This window comes from Glutamicibacter sp. NPDC087673, from assembly GCF_044743255.1.
In the GTDB taxonomy this organism is placed as follows: Bacteria; Actinomycetota; Actinomycetes; order Actinomycetales; family Micrococcaceae; genus Glutamicibacter.
Genome location: NZ_JBIUWB010000003.1, coordinates 432,617 through 457,447, shown reverse-complemented (window position 1 = coordinate 457,447; position 24,831 = coordinate 432,617). Strand labels below are relative to the sequence as shown.

The window sequence follows — 24,831 nt, the reverse complement described above, 5'->3', positions numbered from 1 at the left end:
AGGCAAATTTTTTAGTACACAAGGGGTGGGCCGATTTCGGTCCGCCCCTTGCGTGCATAGTTAGACTTTTAAGCGAGTAACCCTCGCAACCCCGTACTAGGAGAAGATGGCCCCGTGGCTGCATTCGTTGATCGCGTAACCCTTCATGTCACCGCAGGTAATGGTGGCCACGGTTGTGTGTCCATCAAGCGTGAGAAGTTCAAGCCGCTTGGCGGTCCCGACGGCGGCAACGGCGGCAAGGGCGGAGACATCATCCTGCGCGTCGACCCCCAGGTCACCACGCTGCTGGACTTCCACCACCTGCCGCACCGCAAGGCCGGCAACGGCGAGCCGGGCAAGGGCGGTCTGCACCCGGGCAAGAGCGGCGAGGACCTGGTCCTGGGCGTACCTGCCGGCACCGTCATCAAGACCAAGGACGGCGACATCCTCGGCGACCTGGTCAAGCCGGGCGATGAATACATCGCCGCAATAGGCGGCATGGGCGGCCTGGGCAATGCATCCATTGCCTCGGACAAGCGCAAGGCCCCGGGCTTCGCGTTGCTGGGCATTCCCGGAACCGGCCAGGATATTGTCCTGGAACTGAAGTCCATGGCGGATATCGCGCTGGTGGGCTACCCATCGGCCGGCAAATCCTCGCTGATCGCCGCCGTGTCCGCGGCACGCCCGAAGATCGCCGACTACCCGTTCACCACCCTGGTGCCTAACCTGGGTGTCGTCGAAGCAGGCGAAACCCGCTTCACTGTCGCCGACGTGCCTGGCCTGATCCCTGGAGCCTCCGAAGGCAAGGGGCTGGGCCACGAGTTCCTGCGCCACGTTGAGCGCTGTGCCGCCATCGTGCACGTGCTGGACTGCGCCTCGCTGGAAGCGGACCGCGACCCAATCAGCGACCTGGACATCATCGAAGCAGAGCTGGCCAACTACGAAGCCGACTCCACCTTCGCCGGTACCGACGGCACCATCGTGCCGCTGATCGAGCGCCCGAAGCTGATCGCACTTAATAAGGTTGACATGCCAGACGGTGCCGACATGGCTGAATTCGTGCGCCCTGAGTTGGAAAAACGCGGTTACCGCGTCTTCGAGATCTCCGCGCTCTCGCGTAACGGATTGCGTGATCTGTCCTTCGCTATGGCTGAATTGGTAGAGCAGGCACGCGCTGAACAGGTTGTTGAAGCCCCAGTAGTCGAGGTGCCTGTGATTCGTCCACGTACCACCAAGCGTGCCGAGTTCACCATCCGCCGCGAGGAGCAGAACTTTGAGCCAATGTGGCGAGTTATCGGTGAAAAGCCGGAACGCTGGATTATGCAGACCGATTTCCGCAACGATGAAGCCGTCGGCTACCTGGCTGACCGCCTGGCCAAGCTGGGCGTCGAAAACCAGCTGTTCAAGGCCGGCGCCAAGCCGGGGGACGCGGTAATCATCGGCGCCGAGGACAACGCAGTGGTCTTCGATTGGGAGCCGACTATGGCTGCCGGCGCCGAACTGCTCGGCGGTAGCCGACGCGGCGAGGACATCCGCCTCGAGGATCGCGGCGATCGCAAGACCCGCGAGGAAAAGCGTGCCGAGCACGAAGAGCGCCGGGCGGCCAAGGCATCGGCTCGCGCCGAGCTGGAAGCCGAACGCAAGGCCGGCGTCTGGACCGAATCGGTTGACTCCAAGTACGGACGAAAGACTGCGGAACCAAAGGCAACCCAGGAGGAAAATTAAAGTATGAGTGAAAGTGCCACCAAAACAATTTCAGCCATTACCTCGCCCCACCAACTGCCTCAAGCCAAGCGCTTAGTGGTCAAAGTTGGATCCAGCTCGCTGACCACGGTCAGCGGCGGGATATCCCACGAGCGGTTGAAGTTCCTGGTGGACACTCTCGCTGAAACTGTCAACAACGGTACCGAGGTCATTCTTGTATCCTCAGGTGCCATTGCCGCCGGTCTGGCCCCGCTCGGGTTGGCCAAGCGTCCCAAGGACCTTGCCACCCAGCAGGCCGCGGCGGCCGTTGGCCAGGGTCTGCTGCTGGCGCAGTACACCCAGCTTTTCGATGAGTACGACCAGCGCGTAGGCCAGGTGCTGCTCACCGCCGACGACCTGATGCGCCGCTCTTCCTACACCAACGCGCTGCGCTCCCTGGTTCGCTTGCTGAACCTGGGCGTGCTGCCCATCGTGAACGAAAATGACGCGGTCGCCACCCGCGAAATCCGCTTCGGCGACAACGACCGCCTCGCCTCGCTGGTGGCCCACCTGGTCAAGGCCGACGCGCTGCTGCTCTTCTCCGACGTGGACTCGGTCTACGACGCGCACCCTGATGACGGCGGCAGCCGCATCACCACCATCGAGCACCCCGACGAACTCGAAGCGGTGGACCTGGGCACCCCGGGGGCAGCCGGAGTTGGCACCGGCGGCATGATCACCAAGGTCGATGCCGCGACCCTCAGCTCCTCGGCGGGCATTCCCACCCTGGTGACCAGCACCGACAACGCCGCCAAGGCGCTGCGCGGACAGGATGTGGGCACCTGGTTCGCCGCCCGCAACTCCCGCCGTTCGGCCCGCGACGTCTGGCTGGCGTACCTGGCTTCCATCGAAGGCAAGCTGATCCTGGATGCCGGCGCAGTCAAGGCCATTGAAAAGGGAACCAACTCGCTGCTGGCAGCCGGCATTACCGCCGTGCGCGGGGAATTCGAGGCTGGCGACGCCGTAGAGATCTGCGACGCGGAAGGAACTCCCTTTGCTCGCGGGCTGGTGAACTTCAGCTCCCATGAACTGCCCGAGATGCTCGGACACAACACCACGGATCTGGTTGAAGAGCTGGGCGAAGGTTACGACAGATCAGTAGTGCATGTTGACGACCTAGCTTTGATCGAACCCATTTTCTAGAATGAGGAGCATGAGTATGGATGCCGTAAACACCGAAGAAACGACCACCGACGTCACCACCTCGGTCCACCAGCTGGCCGACCGTGCACGCCGCGCCGCACGGATCCTCAAGCGCGCCAACCGCGACTGGAAGGACCGCGCCCTCGCGGCCATGGCTTCGCGCATCGACCAGAACCGTGCGATGATCCTGCGCGCCAACGAGAAGGATCTGGCTGCCGGCCGCGCCAATGGCACCTCCGAGGCCCTGCTGGACCGGTTGAAGCTCGATGGCAAGCGCATCGACGGCCTGATTTCCGCGCTGCATGAACTCGCTGGCCTGCCCGACCCGGTCGGTCGCGTGGTGCGCGGGGAAACCCTGCCCAACGGCCTGCGCATGCGCCAGGTCAACGTCCCGCTGGGCGTCATCGGCACCATCTACGAAGCGCGACCGAACGTCACCGTGGACATCGCCGGCCTGGCGCTCAAGAGCGGCAACGCGGTGCTGCTGCGTGGCGGTTCGGCGGCGCTGAACTCCAACCAGGCGCTGGTCGCGGTGATCCGCGACGCGCTGGAGTCCGTCTCCCTGCCCCGCGACATCGTGATCTCGGTCGACGAATTCGGCCGCGCCGGTGCCGACGCCATGATGGGCGCGCGCGGAAAGATCGACGTGCTCATCCCGCGTGGCGGCCGCGAGCTGATCCAGCGCGTGGTCACCACCGCCAAGGTCCCGGTAATCGAAACCGGCGAAGGCAATGTGCACATCTTCCTCGACGCGAGCGCCGACGAGGAAATGGCCGTCGATATCCTGCTCAACGCGAAAACCCACCGCCCCAGCGTCTGCAACACCGTGGAGACGCTGCTGGTCCACAAGGATGCCGCTGTGGCCCCGGCAGTGCTGCAGGCCCTGGCTGCGGCCGGCGTGAGATTGCACACGGACGACCGTGCCGCCGCGCTGGTTCCGCAGCTGCCGACCATCCCGGCGGGGGAGGATGACTGGCGCAACGAGTACCTGGACCTGGATATCGCGGTGAAGGTCGTCGATGGCATGGATCAGGGCCTGGAGCACATCCGCGCTTACTCCACCGGCCATACCGAGGCGATCATCACCTCCACGCTGGCTGCTTCCGAGCAGTTCGTGGCGGAGATCGACTCGGCCGCGGTGATTGTCAACGCCTCGACCCGGTTCACCGACGGCGGGCAGCTGGGCCTGGGCGCAGAAGTGGGCATCTCGACCCAGAAGATGCACGCTCGCGGCCCGATGGGCCTGGCCGAACTGACCACGACCAAGTGGATCGTCCAGGGCGACGGGCACATTCGCAAATAGTTTCTGACCGCCCTTTTCGGTACGATGTAGAAGAAACGTACCGTTACTTTTCGAGCTACTGATCCAGCCGCCCAGGTTGCTGGCTTAGCGAACTCGTGAAAACGACTGGAGAATTATCTTGAACGCGCTGATTTTGGCTTCGGAAGCCGCTTCCACCGGCATGGATCCTCACACTTTCGCTGTGATCGTCGGTGGTGGCATCTTCGCAGCACTGATGGTCTTGCTGCTGATTACCGTTTCCTACACCAACGTAGGCAACCGCCACGAGGCAAAGCCTGAACCAGAGGACACCCACCGCCAGTTCAAGACTCACGTACCACATAGCCACTAGTCTTGGCAGAGCAAAAGCCTCAAGACCGCCCATTGCGCCTCGGCGTGATGGGCGGTACTTTTGACCCCATCCACAATGGCCACTTGGTCGCTGCCAGCGAGGTAGCCGCCGAATACGGCCTGGATGAAGTCGTTTTCGTGCCCACCGGCCAGCCATGGCAGAAGGCCGATCGCCAGGTCACCAGCGCCGAGCACCGCTACCTGATGACCGTGATCGCCACCGCGTCGAACCCGCGCTTCACCGTAAGCCGGGTCGACGTCGACCGCGAAGGCGCCACCTACACGCGTGACACCTTGCTCGATCTGCGCGCCCTGCGCCCGGATGCGGAGCTCTTCTTCATTACCGGTGCCGACGCGATGAGCCAGATCATGAGCTGGCGCGACATCGATCAGGTCTTCGACCTCGCCCACTTCGTCGGCGTGAGCCGCCCTGGCTATGTCATCGCGGATGTGGGTCGCGACAATGTCTCGCAATTGGAAATTCCGGCACTGGCAATTTCCTCTACCGATTGCCGGGAGCGTGTCGCCGCCGACAAGCCGGTTTGGTATCTTGTGCCGGACGGTGTGGTGCAGTACATTGCAAAATATGGGCTGTATACCGAGTCGTAACCTCACATAAGGTGGGGTAGCACGGCATAATCTCTAGGTAAGGGTGACGGTATTTGTCTATGCGGTCGGGAGAAGTATCAGGATGAGCGATAACTCGCAGCCGGTTTCAAGCAGGCGAGCTCTGCGCGAAAAACGACGTGCTGAGATGGAAGCTTTGCTGGCCAACAGCAAGGCCGAGCAGGCAGCCAAGGAGCACGCGTCGAAAAGCGCGGAAAAAGCCGAGGATTCGGCGAAGCCAGCGAAATCTGACGCGACCCCAAAGGCCAAGCCGGCACCCAAGGCAGAGCCAGCAAAACCAGCTCCAGCCAAGCCGCAGCCGGCCAAGCCTGCACCCAAGCCAGAGCCGGCAAAACCAGCTCCAGCCAAGCCGCAGCCGGCCAAGCCTGCCGCCAAGGCCGCAGGTGCCAAGCCAGAAACGGCCAAGCCTGCTGGAGCCCCAGCCAAGGCTCCCAGCGCAAAGCCTGCAGCTGAGCCAGCTAGCGCACCACAGTCCGAAGAGTCCCTGGGCGAACGGGCGTCGTTGCGTCGTGCCCGTGACCGCGAGGCCTTGCGCGAGCGTCGTCGCCTGGAAGAAGAGGTCGGCGCGCTGACCACTAATATTCCAACGGTCGCCCCCGCGGAGGAACCCAAGCCGCTGACCCGCCGTCAACTGCGCCTCCAGGCGCTGGCAGACCAGGGCAAGGCCGAGCCGAAGGCCCCGGCCGCCAAGAAGCCTGCGCCCAAGGAAGACGCCCCGGAGACTACGGTCATGAGCGTCGAGCAGGCGCTAGCCGCCCGCCGTGCCCACGCGCCGAAGACCCCGGTCGATCCAAACCTGCTGGGGGAGGACGACTCCGAGATCGATCTCGAAGTGCTCGCCCACCAGCGTGAAATGGCAGCCCGCGCGGCCATCATTTCCCGCCGTGCCGCGGAACGTGAACGCCTGCGCATCCAGAATGCCAACCAGGGCAAGGACGACAAGGCCTCCGATCCTTTCACCGGCGCCATGGGCAACATTCGCGAGGTCGAGGACCGCATCGCCAAAACCGGCGTGCAAGGGCCCAAGACCCAGAGTGTTTCGCTGGACTTCAACGCCGGCGGCAAGCTCAGCTCCAAGAAGGACGAAGCGGCACCAGCAGCCAAGAAGCCTATGGCCAAGCCGGCGCCCAAACCCGCAGCGAAGGCCCCCGCCAAGCCTGCGGCCAAGGCACCGGCCAAGCCTGCAGCCAAGCCAGTTGCAAAACCAGCCGCTAAGCCTGCGCCAAAGGCGCCGGCGGATCAGAAGGCTAAAACCCATACGGCCCAACCGGCCCCGGACGTTGACATGCCACGCATCGATGCGGTCAATGCACAGGGCTTGCAGCCACTTGACGTGCAGGCGCACGGCCTCCGCCGCGCCAATAACATGCTGATCGCGATGATCGTCGCCCTCAGCGTGGGCGGTGCAGCATTGATTGCTGGCTTGATCATGTTGCTTGGCAACTAGTTTTCGTAGGACAATTAGGTTCTCGATCTACACCTCTATAAGGAGACACCCCACTCTATGGGAGCACACGCAGAATCAATTGCCCTCGTGAAGGTTGCCGCGCACGCGGCTTCCGAGAAGATGGCAGAAAACATGGTCGCGCTGGACGTTGCCGACCGCTTGGGCGTCACCGACGCTTTCTTGATTGTCTCTGGTGGATCAGAACCTCAGGTGAACGCAATCGTCGACGAAATCGTCGCTGAGGTGCTCGACGAGTACAGCATGCGTCCGATTCGCCGTGAAGGCTTCGGCCAGGGCCGCTGGGTCCTGCTGGACTACGGCGACGTAGTCGTCCACGTTCAGCACCAGGAAGACCGCATCTTCTACGCGCTCGAACGTCTGTGGGCCGACTGCCCAGTCATCGAGCTGCCTGAGGAACTTTCTGAAAACCAGAAGTAACCCTCAATTTGCATCCTGATCAGGTAGTCATCTATGATTATGGAGTTGCCTGATCAGGGCAGCAATACTTTTGGGGGTATGGCGCAGTTGGTAGCGCGTCTGCATGGCATGCAGAAGGTCAGGGGTTCGAATCCCCTTACCTCCACAAATTAAAATCCTGAAATTTCGGTTCGTCCGAGATTTCAGGATTTTTTGTTTTCCACAAACCGTGTTGCCCACCGCCGGTGCCCGCGATGCCCACGGCATGCTGTATCCCATGAGCACAGTGACGACGCAAGCACTATCGAATCTGGTCGAGGCGGGCAAGCTAATCGCCTTGGCTACTTCGATCCTGTCCGGCGACGTACCGGCCGGCCACGCTGCGATATTCGCGCTGTATGTCGAGGAAATCAACCAAAAGCTCAGTCGAGCACAGATCCACGCAGCTCATGCCCTACGCCGCACCGGTGCACACAAACTTGATCATGCCTCCTTCCAAGCGATCAGCGATGCTGGTGTCGATCCCACGCTGGAACAACTTGAAGCCGCCGAAGGACATGCCACTACCGGGCGCACCCATTTCAAAGACGCCAAAGGCATGATGACCGACTGGCTGAATATTCCGCGCGGCACTGCAGGAACTCGGCTAGTCCAAGACGACTGCCTGCTAGGTGGTGTCGATCAATCAGGGCAACCGGTGGAGCCGTGGCTCCCGGAGCTAGCCGCGCAATTCGAAGCCCCGGATGTGGACCCGCGATTGGTAGCTTCTACGGCCTTGAAGCTGCATTCGGCACGTAATGATTTCGGCGACGATGAAGCCGGCCAGGCGGAGAAAGCGCGATTGGTAGCAGAATCAGTCGCTTTCCTGCGCTCAGAACCCAAATCGGCTCGTAAGCACATCAATGACTTGGTGGCTCAGGTGAAAGCCGGCAAACGCCCGCTGAAAGCTCTGCTGGAGCGCATTGGCATCTTCAAGAAGGGCATGCGCCAAGGACTGATCGAGTATACGCTTCGTGTGTTGCCCTCCCAGGCGGCGTATATCGAGGCCTACTTCGCGCAACTGGACAATCCTGCCACCGTGGCCGGGAACAGGGACGGCTTGAAAGACGCCGAGGCTCAATTCACGGGTCAGCAGGACTCCGGTTGGGACGATGCGGAGTCCAAACCGGACTGGGCAAAAGACGATCCGGTGGCGGACGAAGAAACCGAAGACGATAGTCCGCCGGCAGACAACAACGAACAATTTTCGGAGACCTCGGATGACGAGGAAGAATGTTGCCAGCCGGGGGATCCTGAAGAACGTAATACTGAATCAGCTACCAATGGTGCAGTCACTCCATGGGAGGATTTGAAGCCCGAGCGACGTCGTTTAGTTGGATTCATGGCAATGCTGATGAGTGACAGGACGAGCACCAGTGACCCGCCGGGTCAACGTGCTGGGTTGGTCGCACCGCAGGTGAGCATCATTCTGAATTGGGACAAGATGCAAGAGCAAGCACAAGACTACGCGGTCACCAGCAGTGGGATGTCCTTGTCTGCTGGTGAAGTCAGAACTGCGCTGTGCAATGCCGGAGTGTATCCGGTAGTGCTCAATGGCAAGAGCCTGCCCCTCGATTTAGGCCGGACGCAACGGCTGTATTCCAAGTCCCAGCGCCGTGCGATCCGGGCAGCCTACCGGGGCTGCTCCTATCCTGGATGCAGTATGCCCGTAGAGCGGTGCGAAATTGATCATCTGGACGCGTGGGAAACGGGTGGACGAACGGATATCAAGTCTGCCGGGTTGAATTGCCTGATACACCATACTGCCCGGCATTGCGGGTTGTTCCACGCGGTGAAGATTCCGGAGAGGAGACCGATGGTTTTGCTTTCACCAGAATTGGATCCGGAACAGAAATTGCGGATCAATACGTATTTCATGACTCCGGCAGAGGCATTGGAGGCTGAAGCGTTGGCGGATGAAACGACGGCGAAGTGGCGCGCGGGGGAGCTGGACGTAGAAATCGTCGAACCTTGAGATCCACATAGCAAGATTCAGCAGCCGACAAGCGGGGGACCGTTTCAGCGCCGATATTCTCGCCGGAGTTGCGATACTTGAATGAACGAAGATCATTCAGGAGCAATATGTCACGTGTTCAACGCCGGGCTGCGAATTCCCGACCATTTTTCGGTACCCAGAATTCGTCGCATACCTCGATGGCTGTTCGCTATATTGATGATGGCAACGTGGAATCCGCTCCGGAAGACACGAGCGCGGCCGATGCGCTGGCGTTCGGCCAGACTGGTGATCAGCGCATTGCTTTGTCCTTGTATCCCACACCGGATGAAGCTGACATCCACGATCTCACCGAGGCGTGGGAACTGCATCCAGTGCTGGCCGAAGACCTCGTGCACGCCCGCCAGCGGCCTAAACTCGAACGCTACGGCGAGGTGCTCCTGCTGGTAGTTCGCTCAGCGTTGTACCTCGATGAATCCGAAGAAGTCGAGCTGTCCGAGTTCCACATCCTGATGCGCAAAGGCGCTGTGGCGGTGCTCTGCCAGGACCACCGGTGGATCGACGGCACAGACGGCGAGGAATTCGTCGAGTCAATCAGGAACGGCAAGCTTCGCAAGGACCAGGTGCTGCTCAAAGACCCGGAGCTGCTCCGGTTGGGCGCCGAAGCAGTGCTGTACCGGATACTTGATGCGATTGTTGATGGATACGCCCCCGTGCTCCACGGCCTGGGGATCGACAAGGAGCAGATCGAACGGCAAGTCTTCAGTGGCGATGCCGCAGTCACCGAACGCATCTACCGCCTGAGCCAAGAAGTGATCGACATGCAGCATGCGACCGCGTCATTGCTGGAGGTCGTGCAATCGCTCGACGACGGGTTCAAGAAGTACCCGGTGCCCGTCGAGCTGGAAACCTACCTGCAGGATGTCACTGACCACCTCACCCGCGCGCATACCCAAGCCGTGGAATACCGGGATGCGCTATCGCAGATCTTGAGCGTCAATTCCACCCTGGTAGCCCAGCGCCAAAACGAGGACATGAAGAAGATTTCCGGTTGGGCAGCGATCCTCTTCGCCCCGACGTTGATTGCAGCGATTTACGGGATGAACTTCGAGAACATGCCAGAACTGCATTGGACCTTCGGCTACCCGATTGCGGCCGGCCTCATGCTGGGATTTGCTGCCGCACTATATGGTGTATTCAAATGGCGCAAGTGGTTCTGAGCGGAAAGATTCCAGGGGAGACATTGACGGCGAAAATCGACTTCAAGAAATCGCTGGACAGCTATCGGTCCGTGGCCGGGCAGTTCCGTGTCCTGCAGGTGCCAGCGATGCACTACCTGATGTTCGATGGATCAGGTGACCCGAATACCAGCAACTTGTACCAGCAAGCCCTGCAAACCTTGTATCCGGTGGCCTACAAACTCAAATTCGCGAGCAAGGCGCAGGGCAAGGACTATGTCGTCCCGCCGCTGGAAGGCTTGTGGTGGGCCGAGGACATGGCGGTCTTTACCGAACGGAGAGACAAGGAACAGTGGAGCTGGACCATGATGCTGATGGTCCCGGCGTGGATCAACGGAGACGACTACGCGAGGGCTCTGGAAACCGCCCAGGCGAAGAAGCCGTTGCCTTGCCCTGGGCGCATCCGGTTCCAGTCGCTTGCTGAAGGCCAATGCGTGCAGACGCTGCACCTTGGCCCCTACGATGCAGAAGCCGAAATCCTGGCAACGATGCACCATGAATTCATACCCGGCCAGGGACTGCGCATGACTGGCAAGCACCACGAGATCTACCTAGGCGACCCTCGCAAGGTGGCACCGGACAAGCTTCGTACGATCCTGCGCCAACCCGTTGAGTCCAACTAGCGAGAGGAAAATAGATGGAACTGACACCCCAGAGCACAGTTGCCCAAGTGCAACAGGCACTGGCCGAGCTCGAAGACCCCAGGTACCGCGCGGTCAATGAGAAGCACGGCGATGATTTCGGCGTGAATCTGGGCAAGCTCCGCGCCTTGGCCAAGTCGTTGAAGAGCAACCAGGAGCTTGCCGAGGAACTCTGGGCCACCGGCGAAACCGCAACCCGGCTGGTCGCGCTGCTGATCGCCAAACCACGGAGCTTTACCTTGGAACAGCTGGAGGTCTGGAGCCAAGGCGCCAGCACTCCCAAGGTCCAAGCATGGTTCCTGAGCTACATCGTCAAGAAATCCAAGCTGCTCGAGGAGCTCCGCCTGCTGCTCATGAGCCAGAACGACCCGGTACAGCTGGCTGCCGGCTGGGAGCTGACTGCCCACCAGGTAGTCAAGGCCCCGGAACTGCTGGACCTGGAACAGCTGCTTGACACGATCGAAGCCCGAATGAGCGCCGCACCGGATCGCCTGCAGTGGGCGATGAATACGACCCTGGCGCACATCGGCATCGAGCATGAGCATTTGCGCCGACGTGCCCTGGCCATCGGCGAGACCTTGCAGGTGCTGGCGGACTACCCGACCTCCGCCGGGTGCATTTCACCATTCGCTCCCATCTGGATCACCGAAATGGCCAAAAGAAAAGCCTAGGTCCAGCAATCGCTGGACCTAGGCTTCCGGGAGCTAGGCGTCCGCCGGTTCCTCGCGCTTATCGCGCAGCGCGATCTTGGAGATCACCCAGATCACGGCGGTCAGCCCGCCGGTGAGCAGCAGCTGGGTGCGCGCCGCGGGATCAGTCATTGCGATGGCGACAATCGCCGCAAGGACGATGATCGTAGCGATCGACAGGCCCGGGAAACCCCACAGCCGCAACGGCAGATGCCCGCCATCGCGGTCCGCGCGGCGACGCAGGATTAGCTGCGTCACGGCAATGAACGACCAGATGAAGATGATGGTCGAACCCACCACGTTCAGCAAGATCGGCATCACAGCCTCGGGCCAGATCCAGTTCAGGCCCACGGCCAGGAAGGAGAAGGCCACGGAGGCGATCACGGCCTTCGACGGCACGCCCTTGCCGGTCACGTGGGTGACGGCGTTCGGGGCGAGCTTGCGCTGGCCCAGCGAGTACAGCATGCGCGAGGAACCGTAGATATTCGCGTTCATCGCCGAAAGCAAGGCAACCACGACCACGGCGTTCATCAAGAAGCCCACGCCTGGAATGTGCATGACATCCAGTGCGGCCGCAAATGGGCCGTCCACGATCGCCGGATCATTCCAGGGAACCAGGGCGACAATGACCAGGATCGAGCCGAGGTAGAAGAACAGGATACGCATCATCACGGACTTGACCACGCGCTTGATGTTGCCGGCCGGGTCCTTGGACTCGGCGGCCGCAATGGACACCACTTCGGTACCGCCGAAGGAGAAGATGACGATCAGGACTGCGGCGGCGATGCCGGCCATGCCTCCGGGGGCGAAGCCGCCATGGGCGGCCAGGTTGGCGAAGCCCACCGGTTCAGGGGTGGGAATCACGCCCGCCAGTACCAGTGCGCCGAAGGCCAGGAAGGCGATGATTGCCGCCACCTTGATTACGGCGAACCAGTATTCGAAACGGCCGTAGTTGCGCACGCCGAGCAGATTCGCCCCGGTGAGGATCACCACGAAGCTGAGCACCCATGCCCACTGCGGGAAGGCCGGAACCCAGCCGGCGGTAATGGCCGCGGCCCCGGTTGCCTCGGCCGCGATCACCACGACCAGCTGGATCCAGTAGAGCCAGCCCAGGGTGGACCCTGCGCTGCGCCCCATGGCTTGGCCAGCGAAGGTGGAGAACGCACCGGAGGACGGATTGGCGGCCACCATCTCCGCGAGCATGGCCATGATCACGATGATCACGGTTCCAGCGATCAGGTAGGAGACCAGCACTGCCGGACCAGCGATGGAAATGGCCTGGCCGGAGCCGACGAACAGGCCAGCGCCGATCGCGCCGCCCAGGCCCATCATGGAGATCTGGCGCCGGGTCAGCCCGGTATGCAGCTGCTCGGGGGCTTTGACTGCGCTCACGCGGTGGCCTCCTGGACGGGCAGGGCCGCGAGCACGCGATCGACGTCGTGTGCGGTACCGGAGGAAATCCTCAACCCGTCTCCGGGGAAGGCGCGAACCACCACACCGCCGGCGGCGAGCTTGGCTTCAAGCTCTTCGGTCGCCTCTCCGGCATCCACCCAGACGAAGTTCGCCTGCGACTTCACGACCGGGTACCCGGCAGCGGCCAGGCCCTCGTACATCCGCTCGCGCTGGGTGACGACTTCCTCGATGCGCAGCGACAGCTCGCCGATGGCGGCCAGCGAGGCCACCGCCGCGCGCTGTGCCAAGTCGGAGACGCCAAATGGCACGGCCACCTTGCGCAGGTTCCCGGCAACTTCCAGCGGGCTGATGGCGTACCCGACGCGCAGGCCAGCCAGGCCGTAGGCCTTGGAGAAGGTGTGCAGCACGGCCACATGCGGGTACTTGCGGAACAGCTCGATGCCATCGGCCCGCACGGCCGAGCGGTCGAAGTGCACGTAGGCTTCGTCGACGACGACCAGCACGTTGCGCGGCACGGCATTGATGAACTCATCCAGCGCGCGGGCCTCCACCACCGTGCCGGTCGGGTTGTTCGGGTTGCAGATGAAGACCAATCGGGTCTTATCGGTGATCGCGGCCAGCATGGCGGGCAGATCGTGGCGGCTATCGGCATCCAGGGGCACCTCGACCGGGGTGGCGCCGGCGATCCGCACCAGCGAAGGATACGCCTCGAAGGAGCGCCACGCGTAGATGACTTCGTCGCCCTCGGCGGCAACGGCATGGATGATCTGGGCCGCGACCTCGACCGAGCCCGCGCCCAGGGTGATGTGCTCCGCCGGGACGCCGAACTGCGAGCTGAGGGCGCCGGTCAATTCGGGCGCCGCGATGCTCGGGTAGCGGTGGATCGTGGCCAGGCCCTCCTGGATGCTGGACAGCACCGAGGGCAGCGGGCTATGCGGGGATTCGTTGGATGAGAGCTTGGAGGCTCCAGCGGCTGCGGGCTTGCCCTGCTTGTAAGCGGGCACTTCCTGCAAGGAGGGGCGCTGGTGAAGGGTCATGAGTTTCCTCTCTGACTGCCAGAGCTGCACGAGGTTGGCAATCGTTCGTATGACAAAGCCGTGGTGCGTGGTCAGCGGTGGCCCTGCTCATATCCTCGCGTGTCGCGATTCACAAGCATCGACTGTAGGTTGAATGAATCTGCCGGCGCAATCGCAACCCCTGTTTCTATGCAGGCTGCATAGCAATCGCCGCCAATCAACCCATTTTACTAGTCAATCTGCCCAGTCTTTTCCACTTCTGCCTCGGCCCTAGCGCACGCTGCGACCAGTGGCAGTGTCCTTCCCTGGAAATGCTCGTGCAGGGCGAAGGAGGATGAGGTCCTTGCCACACCCGGCACCTTGTTGATGCGGTTGAAAATCGCCTGCAGGTCCTCTGGGGTCCGGGCCACAACGCGCAGCTGCAAGTCCGAACTGCCGGTCACGGTGTACATGTCGAGGATTTCCGGGATGGATTCCTCCAATGCGCTCGCGACCGGATCGTGCCCATAGCGCTGGATGATCTCCACCTGGCAGAACGCGACCAGCGTGTACCCGAACCCCGCAGGCTTGACCCGCGGGACGATGCCCTGGATGACGCCGGCCTCGTGGAGCCGGGCCAGCCGGCTGCTGATCGTGCCGCGGGCAACACCCAAGCGCCGGGCGCACTCCATCACCGGAAGCATCGGCGATTCGGTGAGCAGTTCGATCAAATCCGCGTCCAGGCGGTCAATGCGCACGGTCGTCCTTTCGACGAGTCGGTCCAATGATCCAAGGCTAGCGGTGTTTGCTGGGCGCGCTCGATGAAAATGAGCCAAGTGTAATCCACGCCACAGGCTAGGCTGTTGCCATACTGATCCTCAAGGAGTTCATTGATGGGCAAGACAACTCTCCAGTCGGTAGCCGGTTTGCACGTCCTTGTCACCGGGGCCGCGCAGGGCATGGGTTTGCTTTTCGCCAGGCAGGCTTGCCTCGAGGGCGCGGCACGGGTGGTCATCTGGGACATCGACGCGGCCAAGCTCGTCGCGGCTGCCGAGGAGCTGCGCCAGCTCGGCGGCACTGTCGAGACCCATGTGGTGGACCTTGCCGACCAGGGCCAAATCCAGCGCTACGCCGCCACGGCGGTGGAGGGCGGGGGAATCGACGTGCTGGTCAACAACGCCGGGGTGGTCACCGGCACCTCCTTCGCGAAGCACAGCACCGCGCAGATCACCGCGGCCATGCAGGTGAACGCGCTCGCCCCGATGTACTTGACCCACGCCCTGCTTCCGCAGCTGGGCCGACGGGGCAAGGGCCGGGTGCTGACCATCGCCTCGGCGGCCGCGCTGGTGTCCAACCCGAATATGAGCGTCTACGCGGCCTCCAAGGCCGCGGCCCTGTCCTTCAGCGATTCGCTGCGGCTGGAGCTGGAAGGCAACGACCAGATCGCCGTGAGCACCATTTGCCCGACCTATATCAGCACCGGCATGTTCGCGGGCGCCAAGCCGATGCTGCTGACCCCGATCCTGGAGCCGGAAGTCGTGGTGGACCGGGCGTGGCGGGCGATGCTTGCCGGCACGCCGCTGGTGCTGATGCCGTGGACCAGCAAGCTGGGCCAGCTGCTGCGCGGCGTGCTGCCGCGACCGGCCTGGGATTTCGTGGCCGGCAAGGTTATCGGCGTATACCGCTCGATGGACGAGTTCACCGGGCGAACAACGCGGGACGAGCAGATGAATCGGGGCTGAAAGTTCGCTGGCCCATCTGTTGCTGGAGGGCCCTGCGGGGTAGCTTTGGAGCATCGCCCAGCTAGGAGGACCGTCATGCAAAAGCTCACCGTCAATTTATGGATGCAAGGCACTGCAGAGGAAGCGGGGGAATTCTATGCCCGCGCCCTGCCGGAGGCAAAAACCGAAGTCGAATCGCGCTATCCCACCGAGGGCCTGCTGGAATTCCAGGAACCCTTCGCCGGCAAGGCGCTGACCGTTTCGCTGTGGGTGCGGGGAACCAAGATCACGCTGATCAACGCGGGCCAGGAATTCATGCCCAATCCGGCGATCTCGATCATCGTGGTCTTCAACGCCGGCCAGCGCGAGTCCCTCGATGCCACCTGGGCCGCGCTGCTGGAGGGCGGCACGGCGCTGATGCCGCTGGACACCTACCCGTTCAGCGCGCGCTACGGCTGGGTGAACGACAAGTACGGTGTCTCCTGGCAGCTGATGGAGTCCGATGAGCCCGTTGAGCCGCGCGCCTCGGTCTTTCCTGCGCTGATGTTCGGCGGTGCGGCCCAGAACCGCGCGGTCGAGGCCATCGAGTACTACAGCCAGGTGCTCGGCGCGAAACTGGACAGCGCCTTCCCGTACGGGGAGCCGACCGAAGCCGCTACCGCCGAAGCGCTGATGTACGCCCAATTCACGCTCGGCGAGGATTGCGTTGCGGCCATGGATTCGGCCGTGCCGCAGGACTTCACCTTCACTCCCGGCGTCTCGCTGGAATGGCCATGCGATGGCCAGTCGGAGATCGACCGCGTCTGGGAGGCGCTGTCCGCGGTGCCTGAAGCCGAGGCCTGCGGCTGGCTGACCGACAAATTCGGGGTGAGCTGGCAGATCGTGCCCTCGAACATGGGCGAGCTGATGGAGCGTCCCGGAGCTTTCGAGCATATGCTGAAGATGAAGAAACTGGTGATCAACGACTTCTGAGCGGGGAACGAGGCATAGCGCTGCACGGCGGGCGGTAGTGGCAGGAGCCAGCGGGTTCATTGGCGAACGGCTGATCGCGCAGCTGCGCGGAGCTGGATACCAAGTGGCGGTCATCGGCCGCGGCCGTACAGCGGATGCGCAGTGGGGCGATGGCCCGGCGCTGGCGGCACTGATCGATGGTGCAGAACTGCTGGTCAATCTGGCCGGGAAGAATGTCGGCTGCCGCTATCACGAGGCGGCGCGCAACGAGATCCTCGCCTCGCGCGTGGACACGACCCGCTCGCTGCACGAGGCAGTGTCCCAAGCGGCTGACCCGCCGGCGCTGTGGCTGAACGCGTCCACCGCGACCATCTACCGGCACAGCATGGATGCGCCGAACACCGAGGACGGCCGGCTCGGCGAAGGGTTCTCGGTGGATGTGGCGCGCAACTGGGAACGCGAGTTCTTCCGCGGCGAGCTGCCCACGCGCCGGGTCGCCCTGCGCATGGCCATCGTGCTCGGCGACGGCCCGGCCACGCGCAAGCTGCTTGCCGTTGCACGGCTCGGGCTGGGCGGGGCGCAGCATGATAGCTGGTGGCCGGCGCATCGGCGCTACCGCGGCATCGGCCCGGATCCGAGCGGAGCCGAGCGCAGCGGCTGGCACCGCACGCGCGGGAACCAGCGCTTCAGCTGGATCCACGTGGATGATGCGATCGGCGCGATCGGGCATATCATCGACCATCCCGAAATCACCGGCCCGGTCAACCTCAGCTCGCCGAACCCGGTTGCCAACCGGGCGTTGATGGCCTCGCTGCGCCGCGCCACCGGCGCGAAATTCGGGCTGCCCGCGTATCGTTGGATGCTGGAGCCGGCCATGTTCGTGCTGCGCGTGGAACCGGAAATGCTGCTCAAGTCCCGCTGGGCGCTGCCCGGGGTGCTGCAGGGGACCGGGTACGAGTTCCGCTGGCCGCACCTGGATGCGGCGCTGGATGACGTGGCCGGGAACTTGGCTGCGAAACAAGCACTTTAAGGACGCGCATTGGCACCGAGAATCCGCCGCTTCACCCTGCCCGAACTGGCCCTTGGCTACCGCGGGGATCTGGGCGACGACTACGTTGAACTGCTGCACTTCAGGGATTTCGATGAGCCGCTGGCGGCCGATGGCGCGCGGCTGGAGGAATGCCGTTTCAGCTCCGTGCAGATCGAGGCCTTGCGCAATGCCCGGCTGATCCAGTGCGAACTGGACCAATCCGGGGCTCCCGCCCTGCAAGCCGCGGGTGCGTTCCTCAATGATGTGCGGGTGAACCACAGCCGCTTCGGTTCCGCGGATTTCGCCGAGGCCCAGCTCGATGGCGTGGTGTTCGAGAATTGCAAATTCGGCTGGCTGAATTTGCGCGGTGCAACGGTGCGCGATGTGCTCTTCGTCAATTGCCAATTCGAGGAGATCGACCTGGGCGGGCAGATCCAGCGCCTGGGCTTCGTCGATTCGCGGGCCGAGCAAATTACCGCCGCCGGGGCGCAATTGCGCGAGGTCGACCTGCAGGGGCTGGACTTCGCCCAGGTTGAGGGGGTCGACGGGTTGCGCGGGGCACGGATCAGTGCGCTGCAGCTGAGCCTGCTCGCCGAGGCGATGGCCAGCCACCTCGGGATCAAGCTAGGGAGTTGATTTGCCCGTGGCCGGCGGCCAGCTGCTGCGCGGTTTCGGCCAGCAGTTGCGCCATGGCCGCGGCGGCGCGGGTCAATGAGACATCGCGCCGGTGCGCCAGCCCGATGGTGCGGGCCAGCGGTTCGCGCAAGGCAATGGAGCGCACTCCCGGAGCGTCCAGCGCCACCGTCGCCGGAACCACGGCGACTCCGAGTCCGCGCTGCACGAAGCGCAGCACCGCGTCCATCTCTCCGCCTTCCACGACGATATTGGGCACCAGGCCGGCATCCTTGTAGGCCAGGGCGGTGCTGGCGCGCAGATCGTAGCTGTGCGAGAAGGCCAGCTGGGGCACCGGAGCCAACGCGCGCAAATCAAGCTCCTGGCCAGCTAGGTGCGGGTGCTCCAGTGCGTCGATGACCACCAATTCCTCTTCGAGCAGCGGCAGGTTCTCCAGATGGTTGTCGTTCACCGCATGCTCCGAGGTCACGATGAGCGCCAGATCCAGTGCGCCGCCGTCCAGCTGCTCCAGCAGCTTGTGCGAGCCCGCTTCGAAAATCTGCAGTTGCACCCCGGGGTAGCGGGTGCGGAAGATGGACAGCGCCTCGGCGACCAGCGACACGCACAGGGTAGGCGGGGCACCCAGGCGCACCCGCCCGCGATGCAGCCCGGCCAGGTCGGCCATTTCGGTGCGGATGGACTCCTCGTCGGCCAGCATCCGGCGCGCCCGGGGCAGCAAGGCCTGCCCGGCGGCGGTGAGCGTGATGTTGCCGCGGGCCCGGTGGAACAGCTCGGAGCCCAGTTCCTGTTCCAGCGTGGCGATCTGCCGGCTGAGCGATGGCTGGGCCAGGTGCAGCTGCTCGACGGCCCGGGTGAAGTGCCCCACTTCGGCGATGGCGGTGAAGCCGCGCAATTGCTCTAGGTTCATGGTGCATAGCCTACTGCTATCAACATCATGCCAATAATTCATTGGACGTATTCTGGGTGCGGGGCGATGCTGGAAACCATGAGAAACGAACAGCAGATATCCACCTCCGTACTGGTCATCGGCACCGGCGGTTCAGGCCTGCGCGCGGCCATTGAGCTGGCAGAATCGGGCACCGACGTGCTGGCCGTGGGCAAGCGCCCGCGCCACGACGCGCACACCGCGCTGGCCGCCGGCGGCATCAACGCCGCACTGGGCACGATGGACGCCGAGGACAGCTGGCAGCAGCACGCGGCGGACACCATCAAGGAAAGCTACTACCTGGCCGATCCGCGCACCGTGCAGGTGGTCGCCCAAGGCGCGGCCCGCGGCATCGAGGACCTGGAACGCTACGGCATGAACTTCGCCCGCGAAACCGACGGCCGGATCTCCCAGCGCTTCTTCGGCGCCCACAAATTCCGGCGCACCGCCTTCGCCGGGGACTACACCGGGCTGGAAATCCAGCGCACCCTGGTCCGCCGTGCGCAGCAGCTGCAGGTCCCGATCCTGGACTCGGTCTATATCACCGAGCTGCTGGTCGCCGAGGGGCGGATCTTCGGCGCCTACGGCTTCGACGTCAACGACGGCACCGGGTACCTGATCCATGCCGACGCGGTCATCCTGGCCGCCGGCGGCCACACCCGCATCTGGCGGCGCAGCAGCTCGCGGCGCGACGAGAACACCGGAGACGCCTTCCGCCTGGCCGTGGAGGCCGGTGCCCGGCTGCGCGATGCCGAGCTCGTACAATTCCACCCCTCGGGCATCATCGAACCCGAATCGGTGGCCGGGACCCTGGTCTCCGAGGCGGCCCGCGGCGAAGGCGGGATCCTGACCAACGCCCTGGGCGAACGCTTCATGGAGCGCTACGATCCCCAGCGCATGGAATTGTCCACCCGCGACCGGGTCGCCCTGGCCGCCTACACCGAGATCGCCGCCGGGCGCGGCACCGCCAAGGGCGGGGTCTGGCTGGATGTCTCGCACCTGCCCCGGGCCACCATCATGGAACGGCTGCCCCGGGTCTACCAGACGCTGCTCGAGGAGCAGATGCTGGACATTACCGAGCAGAAGATCGAGATCGCCCCGACGGCGCACTATTCCATGGGCGGGGTGCAGGTGGACCCGCTCACCCACGAAACCGAAGTACCGGGCCTGTACGCGATCGGCGAAGCCTCCTCGGGCCTGCACGGGGCCAACCGGCTGGGCGGCAACTCGCTGATCGAGCTGCTGGTCTTCGGCCGGATCGTCGGGCAGGGAGCTGCCCGGTATTCGCGTGCGCTCACTTCCCAGCCGCGTTCGCAGGCGGCCATCGAGAAGGCGCGCGGGGAAGTGGACCGGCTGCTGGCCGCCGATGGGCAGGAAAATGTCCGGTCCCTGCAGCGGGCGATCCGCGACATCATGACCCAGCACGCCGGAGTCGTGCGCGAGGAGGCGGGGCTGAAGCTGGGGCTGGAGAAACTGGCAGAGGTCGAAGCGCGGATGGCGCGGGTGGGCATCCACCCGGACATCGCCGGCTACCAGGACCTGTGCCACGCCTTCGACCTGAAGTCCTCGGCTCTGGCCGCGCGCGCCACCTTGGAGTCGGCGCTGGAGCGCCGGGAAACCCGCGGCTGCCATAACCGCAGCGACTATCCGCACACCGATCCGCAGCTGCAGGTGAACCTCATCTGGTCGCCTGAGGGCATCACCCGTGAGCCGATCCCCGAAGTGCCTGCGGAAGTGGCCGCGCTGATCACCGAGGTATCGCAGGCAGGCAAGCTCGTGGAGTAATGAACCGGTGCGAACTTGCCAAGGCCCGGCGGCTCCGCTGAAACTGAGCTCAGTGGGCGACCGGCTAGGCGTGGGTGCCCTTCGCGAGTGGAGGATGAGATGGCCCATGTGGGGCTCGTATTCGTAGGACTGATTCTGAGCGTGAATGCGCTGGTGGGGCTGGGCCGGATTCCGGCCCGTTCGGCGGCGGTGCTCAACCTGATGGTCGGCGCGCTGCAGATCATGTTGCCGACCTTGATACTCAGCCAGGCAGGCAGCGACATCGCACTGGTCAATGCCACCTGGCCCAGCTACCTGTTCGGGATGACCTATCTGCTGGTCGGGTTCAACACCCTATTCGGTTTCGACCCGGCCGCGCTGGGCTGGTTCAGCGCGTTCGTAGCCGCGATCGCGCTCTACAAGAGCGTGCTGTCCATCGGCCCGGACCCGCTGTTCGCGGTCATCTGGCTGGCCTGGGCGCTGATGTGGCTGGGCCTGTTCCTCTCCGACGGGCTGGGGCTGCGCCGGCTCGGCCCGGTCCAGGTGCCCGTGGCCACCGCATGGTTGATGCTCAGCGCCGGCATCCCGAGCAGCACCATCCCCGCGCTGTTCGCGCAGAACGAGCGGTGGTCCACGTCGCCAGCTGCGGGTTGGGCCGCCCTCTGCGTGCTGGCCGCGGCCGCCGGATTCAGCTGCTGGAAAGCCCGCAGCACCTGGCGCTCCATGCAGGAGGCAGCCTAGCGCTTGCGCTGCACCCGGGCCTCGTCCCAGACCGGCTCGTCGGACTCGTAGACGGTGCCGTCGGAGCCGAAGACCAGGAAACGGTCGAAGCCGCGGGCGAACCAGCGGTCGTGGGTCACCGCCAGCACGGTGCCCTCGAACGCGTCGATGGCACGCTCCAGGGCTTCGCCCGAGTGCAGGTCCAGGTTGTCGGTGGGCTCATCGAGCAGCAGCAGGGTTGCCCCCGAGAGCTGCAGCAGCAGGATCTGGAAGCGCGCCTGCTGGCCCCCGGAGAGCGATTCGAACTTCTGCTCGGACTGCGCTGCCAGCCCGTAGCCATCCAGCGCTCCGGCCGCCGCCTCGCGCGGCATTCCGGAGCGGTGCTCGTCGCCGCGGTGCAGGATTTCGAGCAGGGTGCGGCCAAACAGGTCCGGGCGGCTGTGGGTCTGGGCGAAGTAGCCCGGGCGGATGCGCGCTCCCAGCTTCACCGTGCCGGCATGCGCCACCGGGGCGATCACCACATCGGAGACCGGCAGGTGCTCGCGCTCCGGGTCGGATCCGCCGGAGGCCAGCAGGCGCAGGAAGTGCGACTTGCCCGAGCCGTTCGAACCCAGCACGCCCACCCGGTCGCCGAACCAGATTTCGGTATTGAAGGGCTTCATCAGCCCGGTCAGCTCGAGCTTTTCGGCCACGACCGCGCGCTTGGCGGTGCGCCCGCCCTTCAGCCGCATCTGCACGTTCTGCTCCAGCGGGATCGCCTGCGGCGGGCCGGCCTCCAGGAACTTCTCCAGCCGGGTGGTGGCCGCCTGGTAGCGGTTGGCCATGTCGGAGCGGAACGCGGCCTTGGTCTTGTACATGTTGACCAGTTCCTTGAGCTTGGCGTGCTCCTCGTCCCAGCGCTTGCGCAGCTCCTCGAAGCGCTCGTTGCGCTCCTTGCGGGCTTCCACATAGGAGCCGAACGCGCCGCCGTGCACCCAGGCGGTGGCCCCGCCGTGGCCCGGTTCCAGGGTCACGATGCGGGTGGCGGCGTTGTCCAGCAGCTCGCGGTCGTGGCTGATGAACAGCACGGTCTTGTTGGAGCGGGACATGATCTCTTCCAGCCAGCGCTTGCCGGGCACGTCAAGGTAGTTATCCGGCTCGTCGAGCAGCAGCAGTTCGTCGTTGCCTTCGAAGAGCGCTTCGAGGACCAGGCGCTTCTGCTCGCCGCCGGACAGGGTGCGCGCCAGCCGGTCCCCGGCCTTGTCGAACCCGATGCCCAAGGCGGCCATGCAGACCTTGTCCCAGGTGGTTTCCAGCTCGTAGCCGCCGGCGTCGCCCCACTCGATGATCGCCTCGGCGTAGCGCATGTGGACTTTCTCGTCCTCGCTGGTGAGCATTTTGGCCTCGTACTCGGCGACCTTGGCGGCGGCCTGGGCCAAAGCCGGTGCGGCGGTGGACAGCAGCAGGTCCTTCACCGTGGAGTCGTCGCGCACCTGCCCGACGAACTGGCGCATGATGCCCAGGGTGCCGGTGCGGTTGATGGAGCCTTCGTCGGCCTTCAGGTCTCCTGCGATGATCTTGAACAGGGTTGTCTTGCCGGTGCCGTTGGGTCCGATCAGCGCGGTCTTGGAGCCGGCGGTGACCTTGAAGGCCGCGCCGCCCAGAAGCTGGGTGCCGTCGGAAAGGAAATACTGGATGTCTGTCACGTCTATATGGGCCACCTGGCAATCCTATCGGGTAGATTGCCGAACATGCAGATCACAGTAGAAATCTACGGAGCGCTCCATGCCTGCTGCCATTCAGCGTTTTCGGTAGGCGATCACGTGCGCTGGCAGCTGGCCCAGGTGCGCAATGGGCGCGGGGAAATTTCCTTCGAGCTCGATGACCACGGCACCTTCGATGGCACGGGGGTGCCGGTGGCAGCAGTCGCCGCCCGGGTGGTGCGCATCCAGTACCGGGATCATGAACGTGCGGCGAAGGCCGGGGGACTGGCAGGTGGCCCTGTCCCGGTGGTCGATACCCTGCATGTTCCCGAAGGCACGGATTTCGACCACGACTGGATCGTGGTGGGGCTGGAAGTAGCGGATCCGAAGAGCCTTCCGCCGCTGGCCGACTGGGATGAGGGCGCGCCCCTGCCTGGTGGCGCGCCCCGCGGCGGCTAGTTGTACTTGTAGAACCCTTCGCCGGCCGCTGCGCCGAGCTTGCCCTGGTCGATGTACTGGGTCTTGAGCAGCTTGGCGAACTTCTGGCTGGTTGCATCGCCTGCACGGGAAATGTTGTAGGCGGTGTTCAGCCCCACGATGTCGTAGATCTCGAACGGACCATGCGGCGCTCCGGTGCCCAGCTTCCAGGTCTTGTCGATGGTCTGCGCATCGGCGACCCCGTTGACCAGCAGGTGGCTGGCGGACTGCAGGAAGGGGACCAGCAGCGAGTTCAGCACGTAGCCCGGCTGCTCCTTGAGCACCCGGATCACGACCAGCCCGGTACGCTCGGCGAAATCGACCACTGCTTCGTAGGCTTCGGGGGTGGTTGCTGGTGTGCCCATGACTTCGCCGGTGTTGTTGGACCAGATGCGGTTGGCGTAGTGCAGGGCGAGGAATTGTCCGGGGCGGCCAGTGAACTCGGCGATATCCGAGGGCAGCAGGGTCGATGAATTGGTGGCGAATATGGCCTGTTCGGGGGCCAGCACGGCCAGCTTCCGGTAGGTCTGCGCCTTGATCTCCAGATTCTCGGGCACCGCCTCGATGACCAGGTCGGCCTCCCGCACGGCGTCGGCCAGATCGCTGGTCAGTTCGATGGACTCGCGGGCGGATTGGGCCTTCTGCGGGTTCCCGAAGTACTGGGCGTACTGCGCAACCAGGGCATCCAGCCGCTGGTTTGCGGCGGCCAGCGCTTGCTCGCTGATGTCGTAGCCGATGACGGGCAAGCCGTGGTAGGCGGTTTGGAAGATGATTTGTGCGCCGAGCACGCCAGTGCCCAGAACGGTGATGCGTTGCAGTTCCATGATTCTCCTTGGGGTACAGCTTCACTCTCCGCTTTTAGTTGCGCAATTTCAACTAAATGTGAGCGGGAGAACGCCCGACACCTGCTGGTTGGCTGCCAGTTGCCGAAGATTCACTTTCTGGCTAGGTGGTGCTGGAACTCTTGGGG

24 protein-coding genes and 1 tRNA gene are annotated in these 24,831 nt (G+C 63.9%); 19 read left to right on the top strand and 6 right to left on the bottom strand.

Annotated elements, in window-relative coordinates; genetic code table 11:
• The first annotated feature begins 114 nt into the window (after positions 1-114).
• From obgE to ACIOTL_RS09650, 12 genes are all read left to right on the top strand, one after another.
• A complete protein-coding gene (gene obgE, locus ACIOTL_RS09705; protein WP_105658495.1) occupies positions 115-1,704 on the top strand; it encodes a GTPase ObgE in 1,590 nt (529 codons plus the stop codon).
• Between the two features lie 3 nt (positions 1,705-1,707).
• On the top strand, positions 1,708-2,865 hold the full coding sequence (proB, locus tag ACIOTL_RS09700; protein ID WP_105658496.1) for a glutamate 5-kinase: 1,158 nt from the start codon (positions 1,708-1,710) through the stop codon (positions 2,863-2,865).
• A gap of 16 nt (positions 2,866-2,881) precedes the next feature.
• A complete protein-coding gene (locus tag ACIOTL_RS09695) occupies positions 2,882-4,168 on the top strand; it encodes a glutamate-5-semialdehyde dehydrogenase (protein WP_400342485.1) in 1,287 nt (428 codons plus the stop codon).
• Between the two features lie 118 nt (positions 4,169-4,286).
• On the top strand, positions 4,287-4,499 hold the full coding sequence (locus ACIOTL_RS09690) for a hypothetical protein (RefSeq protein ID WP_105658498.1): 213 nt from the start codon (positions 4,287-4,289) through the stop codon (positions 4,497-4,499).
• Between the two features lie 2 nt (positions 4,500-4,501).
• Entirely contained in the window at positions 4,502-5,107 is a 606-nt protein-coding gene (gene nadD / locus ACIOTL_RS09685; RefSeq protein ID WP_105658499.1) for a nicotinate-nucleotide adenylyltransferase, read from the top strand.
• Between the two features lie 82 nt (positions 5,108-5,189).
• Positions 5,190-6,572 (top strand): hypothetical protein, encoded by a 1,383-nt coding sequence (locus tag ACIOTL_RS09680; protein ID WP_400342437.1) that lies wholly within the window; start codon positions 5,190-5,192, stop codon positions 6,570-6,572.
• 57 nt (positions 6,573-6,629) lie between these two features.
• On the top strand, positions 6,630-7,010 hold the full coding sequence (gene rsfS, locus ACIOTL_RS09675; protein WP_105658500.1) for a ribosome silencing factor: 381 nt from the start codon (positions 6,630-6,632) through the stop codon (positions 7,008-7,010).
• Positions 7,011-7,082: 72 nt separating this feature from the next.
• A tRNA-Ala gene (locus ACIOTL_RS09670) sits at positions 7,083-7,155 on the top strand.
• A gap of 111 nt (positions 7,156-7,266) precedes the next feature.
• Positions 7,267-9,003, top strand: coding sequence for a DUF222 domain-containing protein (locus ACIOTL_RS09665; protein WP_400342436.1), 1,737 nt, complete (start codon positions 7,267-7,269; stop codon positions 9,001-9,003).
• Between the two features lie 179 nt (positions 9,004-9,182).
• Positions 9,183-10,202, top strand: coding sequence for a magnesium and cobalt transport protein CorA (locus ACIOTL_RS09660; RefSeq protein WP_400342435.1), 1,020 nt, complete (start codon positions 9,183-9,185; stop codon positions 10,200-10,202).
• Positions 10,184-10,843, top strand: coding sequence for a GyrI-like domain-containing protein (locus ACIOTL_RS09655; protein WP_400342434.1), 660 nt, complete (start codon positions 10,184-10,186; stop codon positions 10,841-10,843). Before ACIOTL_RS09660 ends, ACIOTL_RS09655 begins: the two co-directional genes overlap by 19 nt.
• A 14-nt stretch (positions 10,844-10,857) precedes the next feature.
• Positions 10,858-11,532 (top strand): DNA alkylation repair protein, encoded by a 675-nt coding sequence (locus ACIOTL_RS09650; RefSeq protein ID WP_400342433.1) that lies wholly within the window; start codon positions 10,858-10,860, stop codon positions 11,530-11,532.
• Between the two features lie 33 nt (positions 11,533-11,565).
• Here the strand turns inward: ACIOTL_RS09650 and ACIOTL_RS09645 are convergent, their stop codons facing one another.
• The 3 genes from ACIOTL_RS09645 to ACIOTL_RS09635 form a co-directional block, all read right to left on the bottom strand.
• Positions 11,566-12,942: an amino acid permease gene (locus tag ACIOTL_RS09645; protein ID WP_400342432.1), complete on the bottom strand. Its 1,377-nt coding sequence runs from the start codon at positions 12,940-12,942 to the stop codon at positions 11,566-11,568.
• Positions 12,939-14,000, bottom strand: a complete 1,062-nt coding sequence (gene hisC / locus ACIOTL_RS09640; protein WP_105661417.1) for a histidinol-phosphate transaminase — start codon at positions 13,998-14,000, stop codon at positions 12,939-12,941. The genes ACIOTL_RS09645 and hisC overlap by 4 nt, the downstream gene beginning before the upstream one ends.
• Before the next feature lie 209 nt (positions 14,001-14,209).
• The gene (locus ACIOTL_RS09635; protein ID WP_400342431.1) at positions 14,210-14,716 is read right to left on the bottom strand and encodes an Lrp/AsnC family transcriptional regulator; all 507 of its coding nucleotides are present in this window, start codon (positions 14,714-14,716) and stop codon (positions 14,210-14,212) included.
• Between the two features lie 135 nt (positions 14,717-14,851).
• Between ACIOTL_RS09635 and ACIOTL_RS09630 the strand changes: the two genes are divergently transcribed.
• The 4 genes from ACIOTL_RS09630 (at position 14,852) to ACIOTL_RS09615 (ending at position 18,296) form a co-directional block, all read left to right on the top strand.
• A complete protein-coding gene (locus ACIOTL_RS09630) occupies positions 14,852-15,700 on the top strand; it encodes an SDR family NAD(P)-dependent oxidoreductase (protein WP_400342430.1) in 849 nt (282 codons plus the stop codon).
• Positions 15,701-15,775: 75 nt separating this feature from the next.
• Positions 15,776-16,651 carry a VOC family protein gene (locus ACIOTL_RS09625; protein WP_400342429.1) on the top strand — a complete coding sequence of 292 codons (876 nt, stop codon included), beginning with the start codon at positions 15,776-15,778 and terminating at the stop codon, positions 16,649-16,651.
• A 37-nt stretch (positions 16,652-16,688) separates the two neighbouring features.
• On the top strand, positions 16,689-17,660 hold the full coding sequence (locus ACIOTL_RS09620; protein WP_400342428.1) for an epimerase: 972 nt from the start codon (positions 16,689-16,691) through the stop codon (positions 17,658-17,660).
• Between the two features lie 9 nt (positions 17,661-17,669).
• A complete protein-coding gene (locus ACIOTL_RS09615) occupies positions 17,670-18,296 on the top strand; it encodes a pentapeptide repeat-containing protein (RefSeq protein ID WP_400342427.1) in 627 nt (208 codons plus the stop codon).
• Here ACIOTL_RS09615 and ACIOTL_RS09610 read toward each other — a convergent pair.
• Positions 18,280-19,200 (bottom strand): LysR family transcriptional regulator, encoded by a 921-nt coding sequence (locus tag ACIOTL_RS09610; RefSeq protein ID WP_400342426.1) that lies wholly within the window; start codon positions 19,198-19,200, stop codon positions 18,280-18,282. The genes ACIOTL_RS09615 and ACIOTL_RS09610 overlap by 17 nt on opposite strands.
• Before the next feature lie 78 nt (positions 19,201-19,278).
• Between ACIOTL_RS09610 and ACIOTL_RS09605 the strand changes: the two genes are divergently transcribed.
• Positions 19,279-21,003, top strand: a complete 1,725-nt coding sequence (locus tag ACIOTL_RS09605; protein WP_400342425.1) for an FAD-binding protein — start codon at positions 19,279-19,281, stop codon at positions 21,001-21,003.
• Positions 21,004-21,102: 99 nt separating this feature from the next.
• Positions 21,103-21,723, top strand: a complete 621-nt coding sequence (locus tag ACIOTL_RS09600; RefSeq protein ID WP_400342424.1) for an AmiS/UreI family transporter — start codon at positions 21,103-21,105, stop codon at positions 21,721-21,723.
• Here ACIOTL_RS09600 and ACIOTL_RS09595 read toward each other — a convergent pair.
• Complete coding sequence (locus ACIOTL_RS09595; protein ID WP_105661405.1) at positions 21,720-23,402, bottom strand: ABC-F family ATP-binding cassette domain-containing protein; 1,683 nt, start codon at positions 23,400-23,402, stop codon at positions 21,720-21,722. The genes ACIOTL_RS09600 and ACIOTL_RS09595 overlap by 4 nt on opposite strands.
• 30 nt (positions 23,403-23,432) lie before the next feature.
• On the opposite strand from ACIOTL_RS09595, the gene ACIOTL_RS09590 reads away from it, so the two are divergent.
• On the top strand, positions 23,433-23,843 hold the full coding sequence (locus tag ACIOTL_RS09590) for a hypothetical protein (protein WP_332595379.1): 411 nt from the start codon (positions 23,433-23,435) through the stop codon (positions 23,841-23,843).
• On the opposite strand, the gene ACIOTL_RS09585 is transcribed toward ACIOTL_RS09590, so the two are convergent.
• Entirely contained in the window at positions 23,840-24,685 is an 846-nt protein-coding gene (locus tag ACIOTL_RS09585; RefSeq protein ID WP_400342423.1) for a 3-hydroxyacyl-CoA dehydrogenase, read from the bottom strand. The two genes, ACIOTL_RS09590 and ACIOTL_RS09585, sit on opposite strands and share 4 nt — an antisense overlap.
• Positions 24,686-24,831 lie beyond the last annotated feature (146 nt).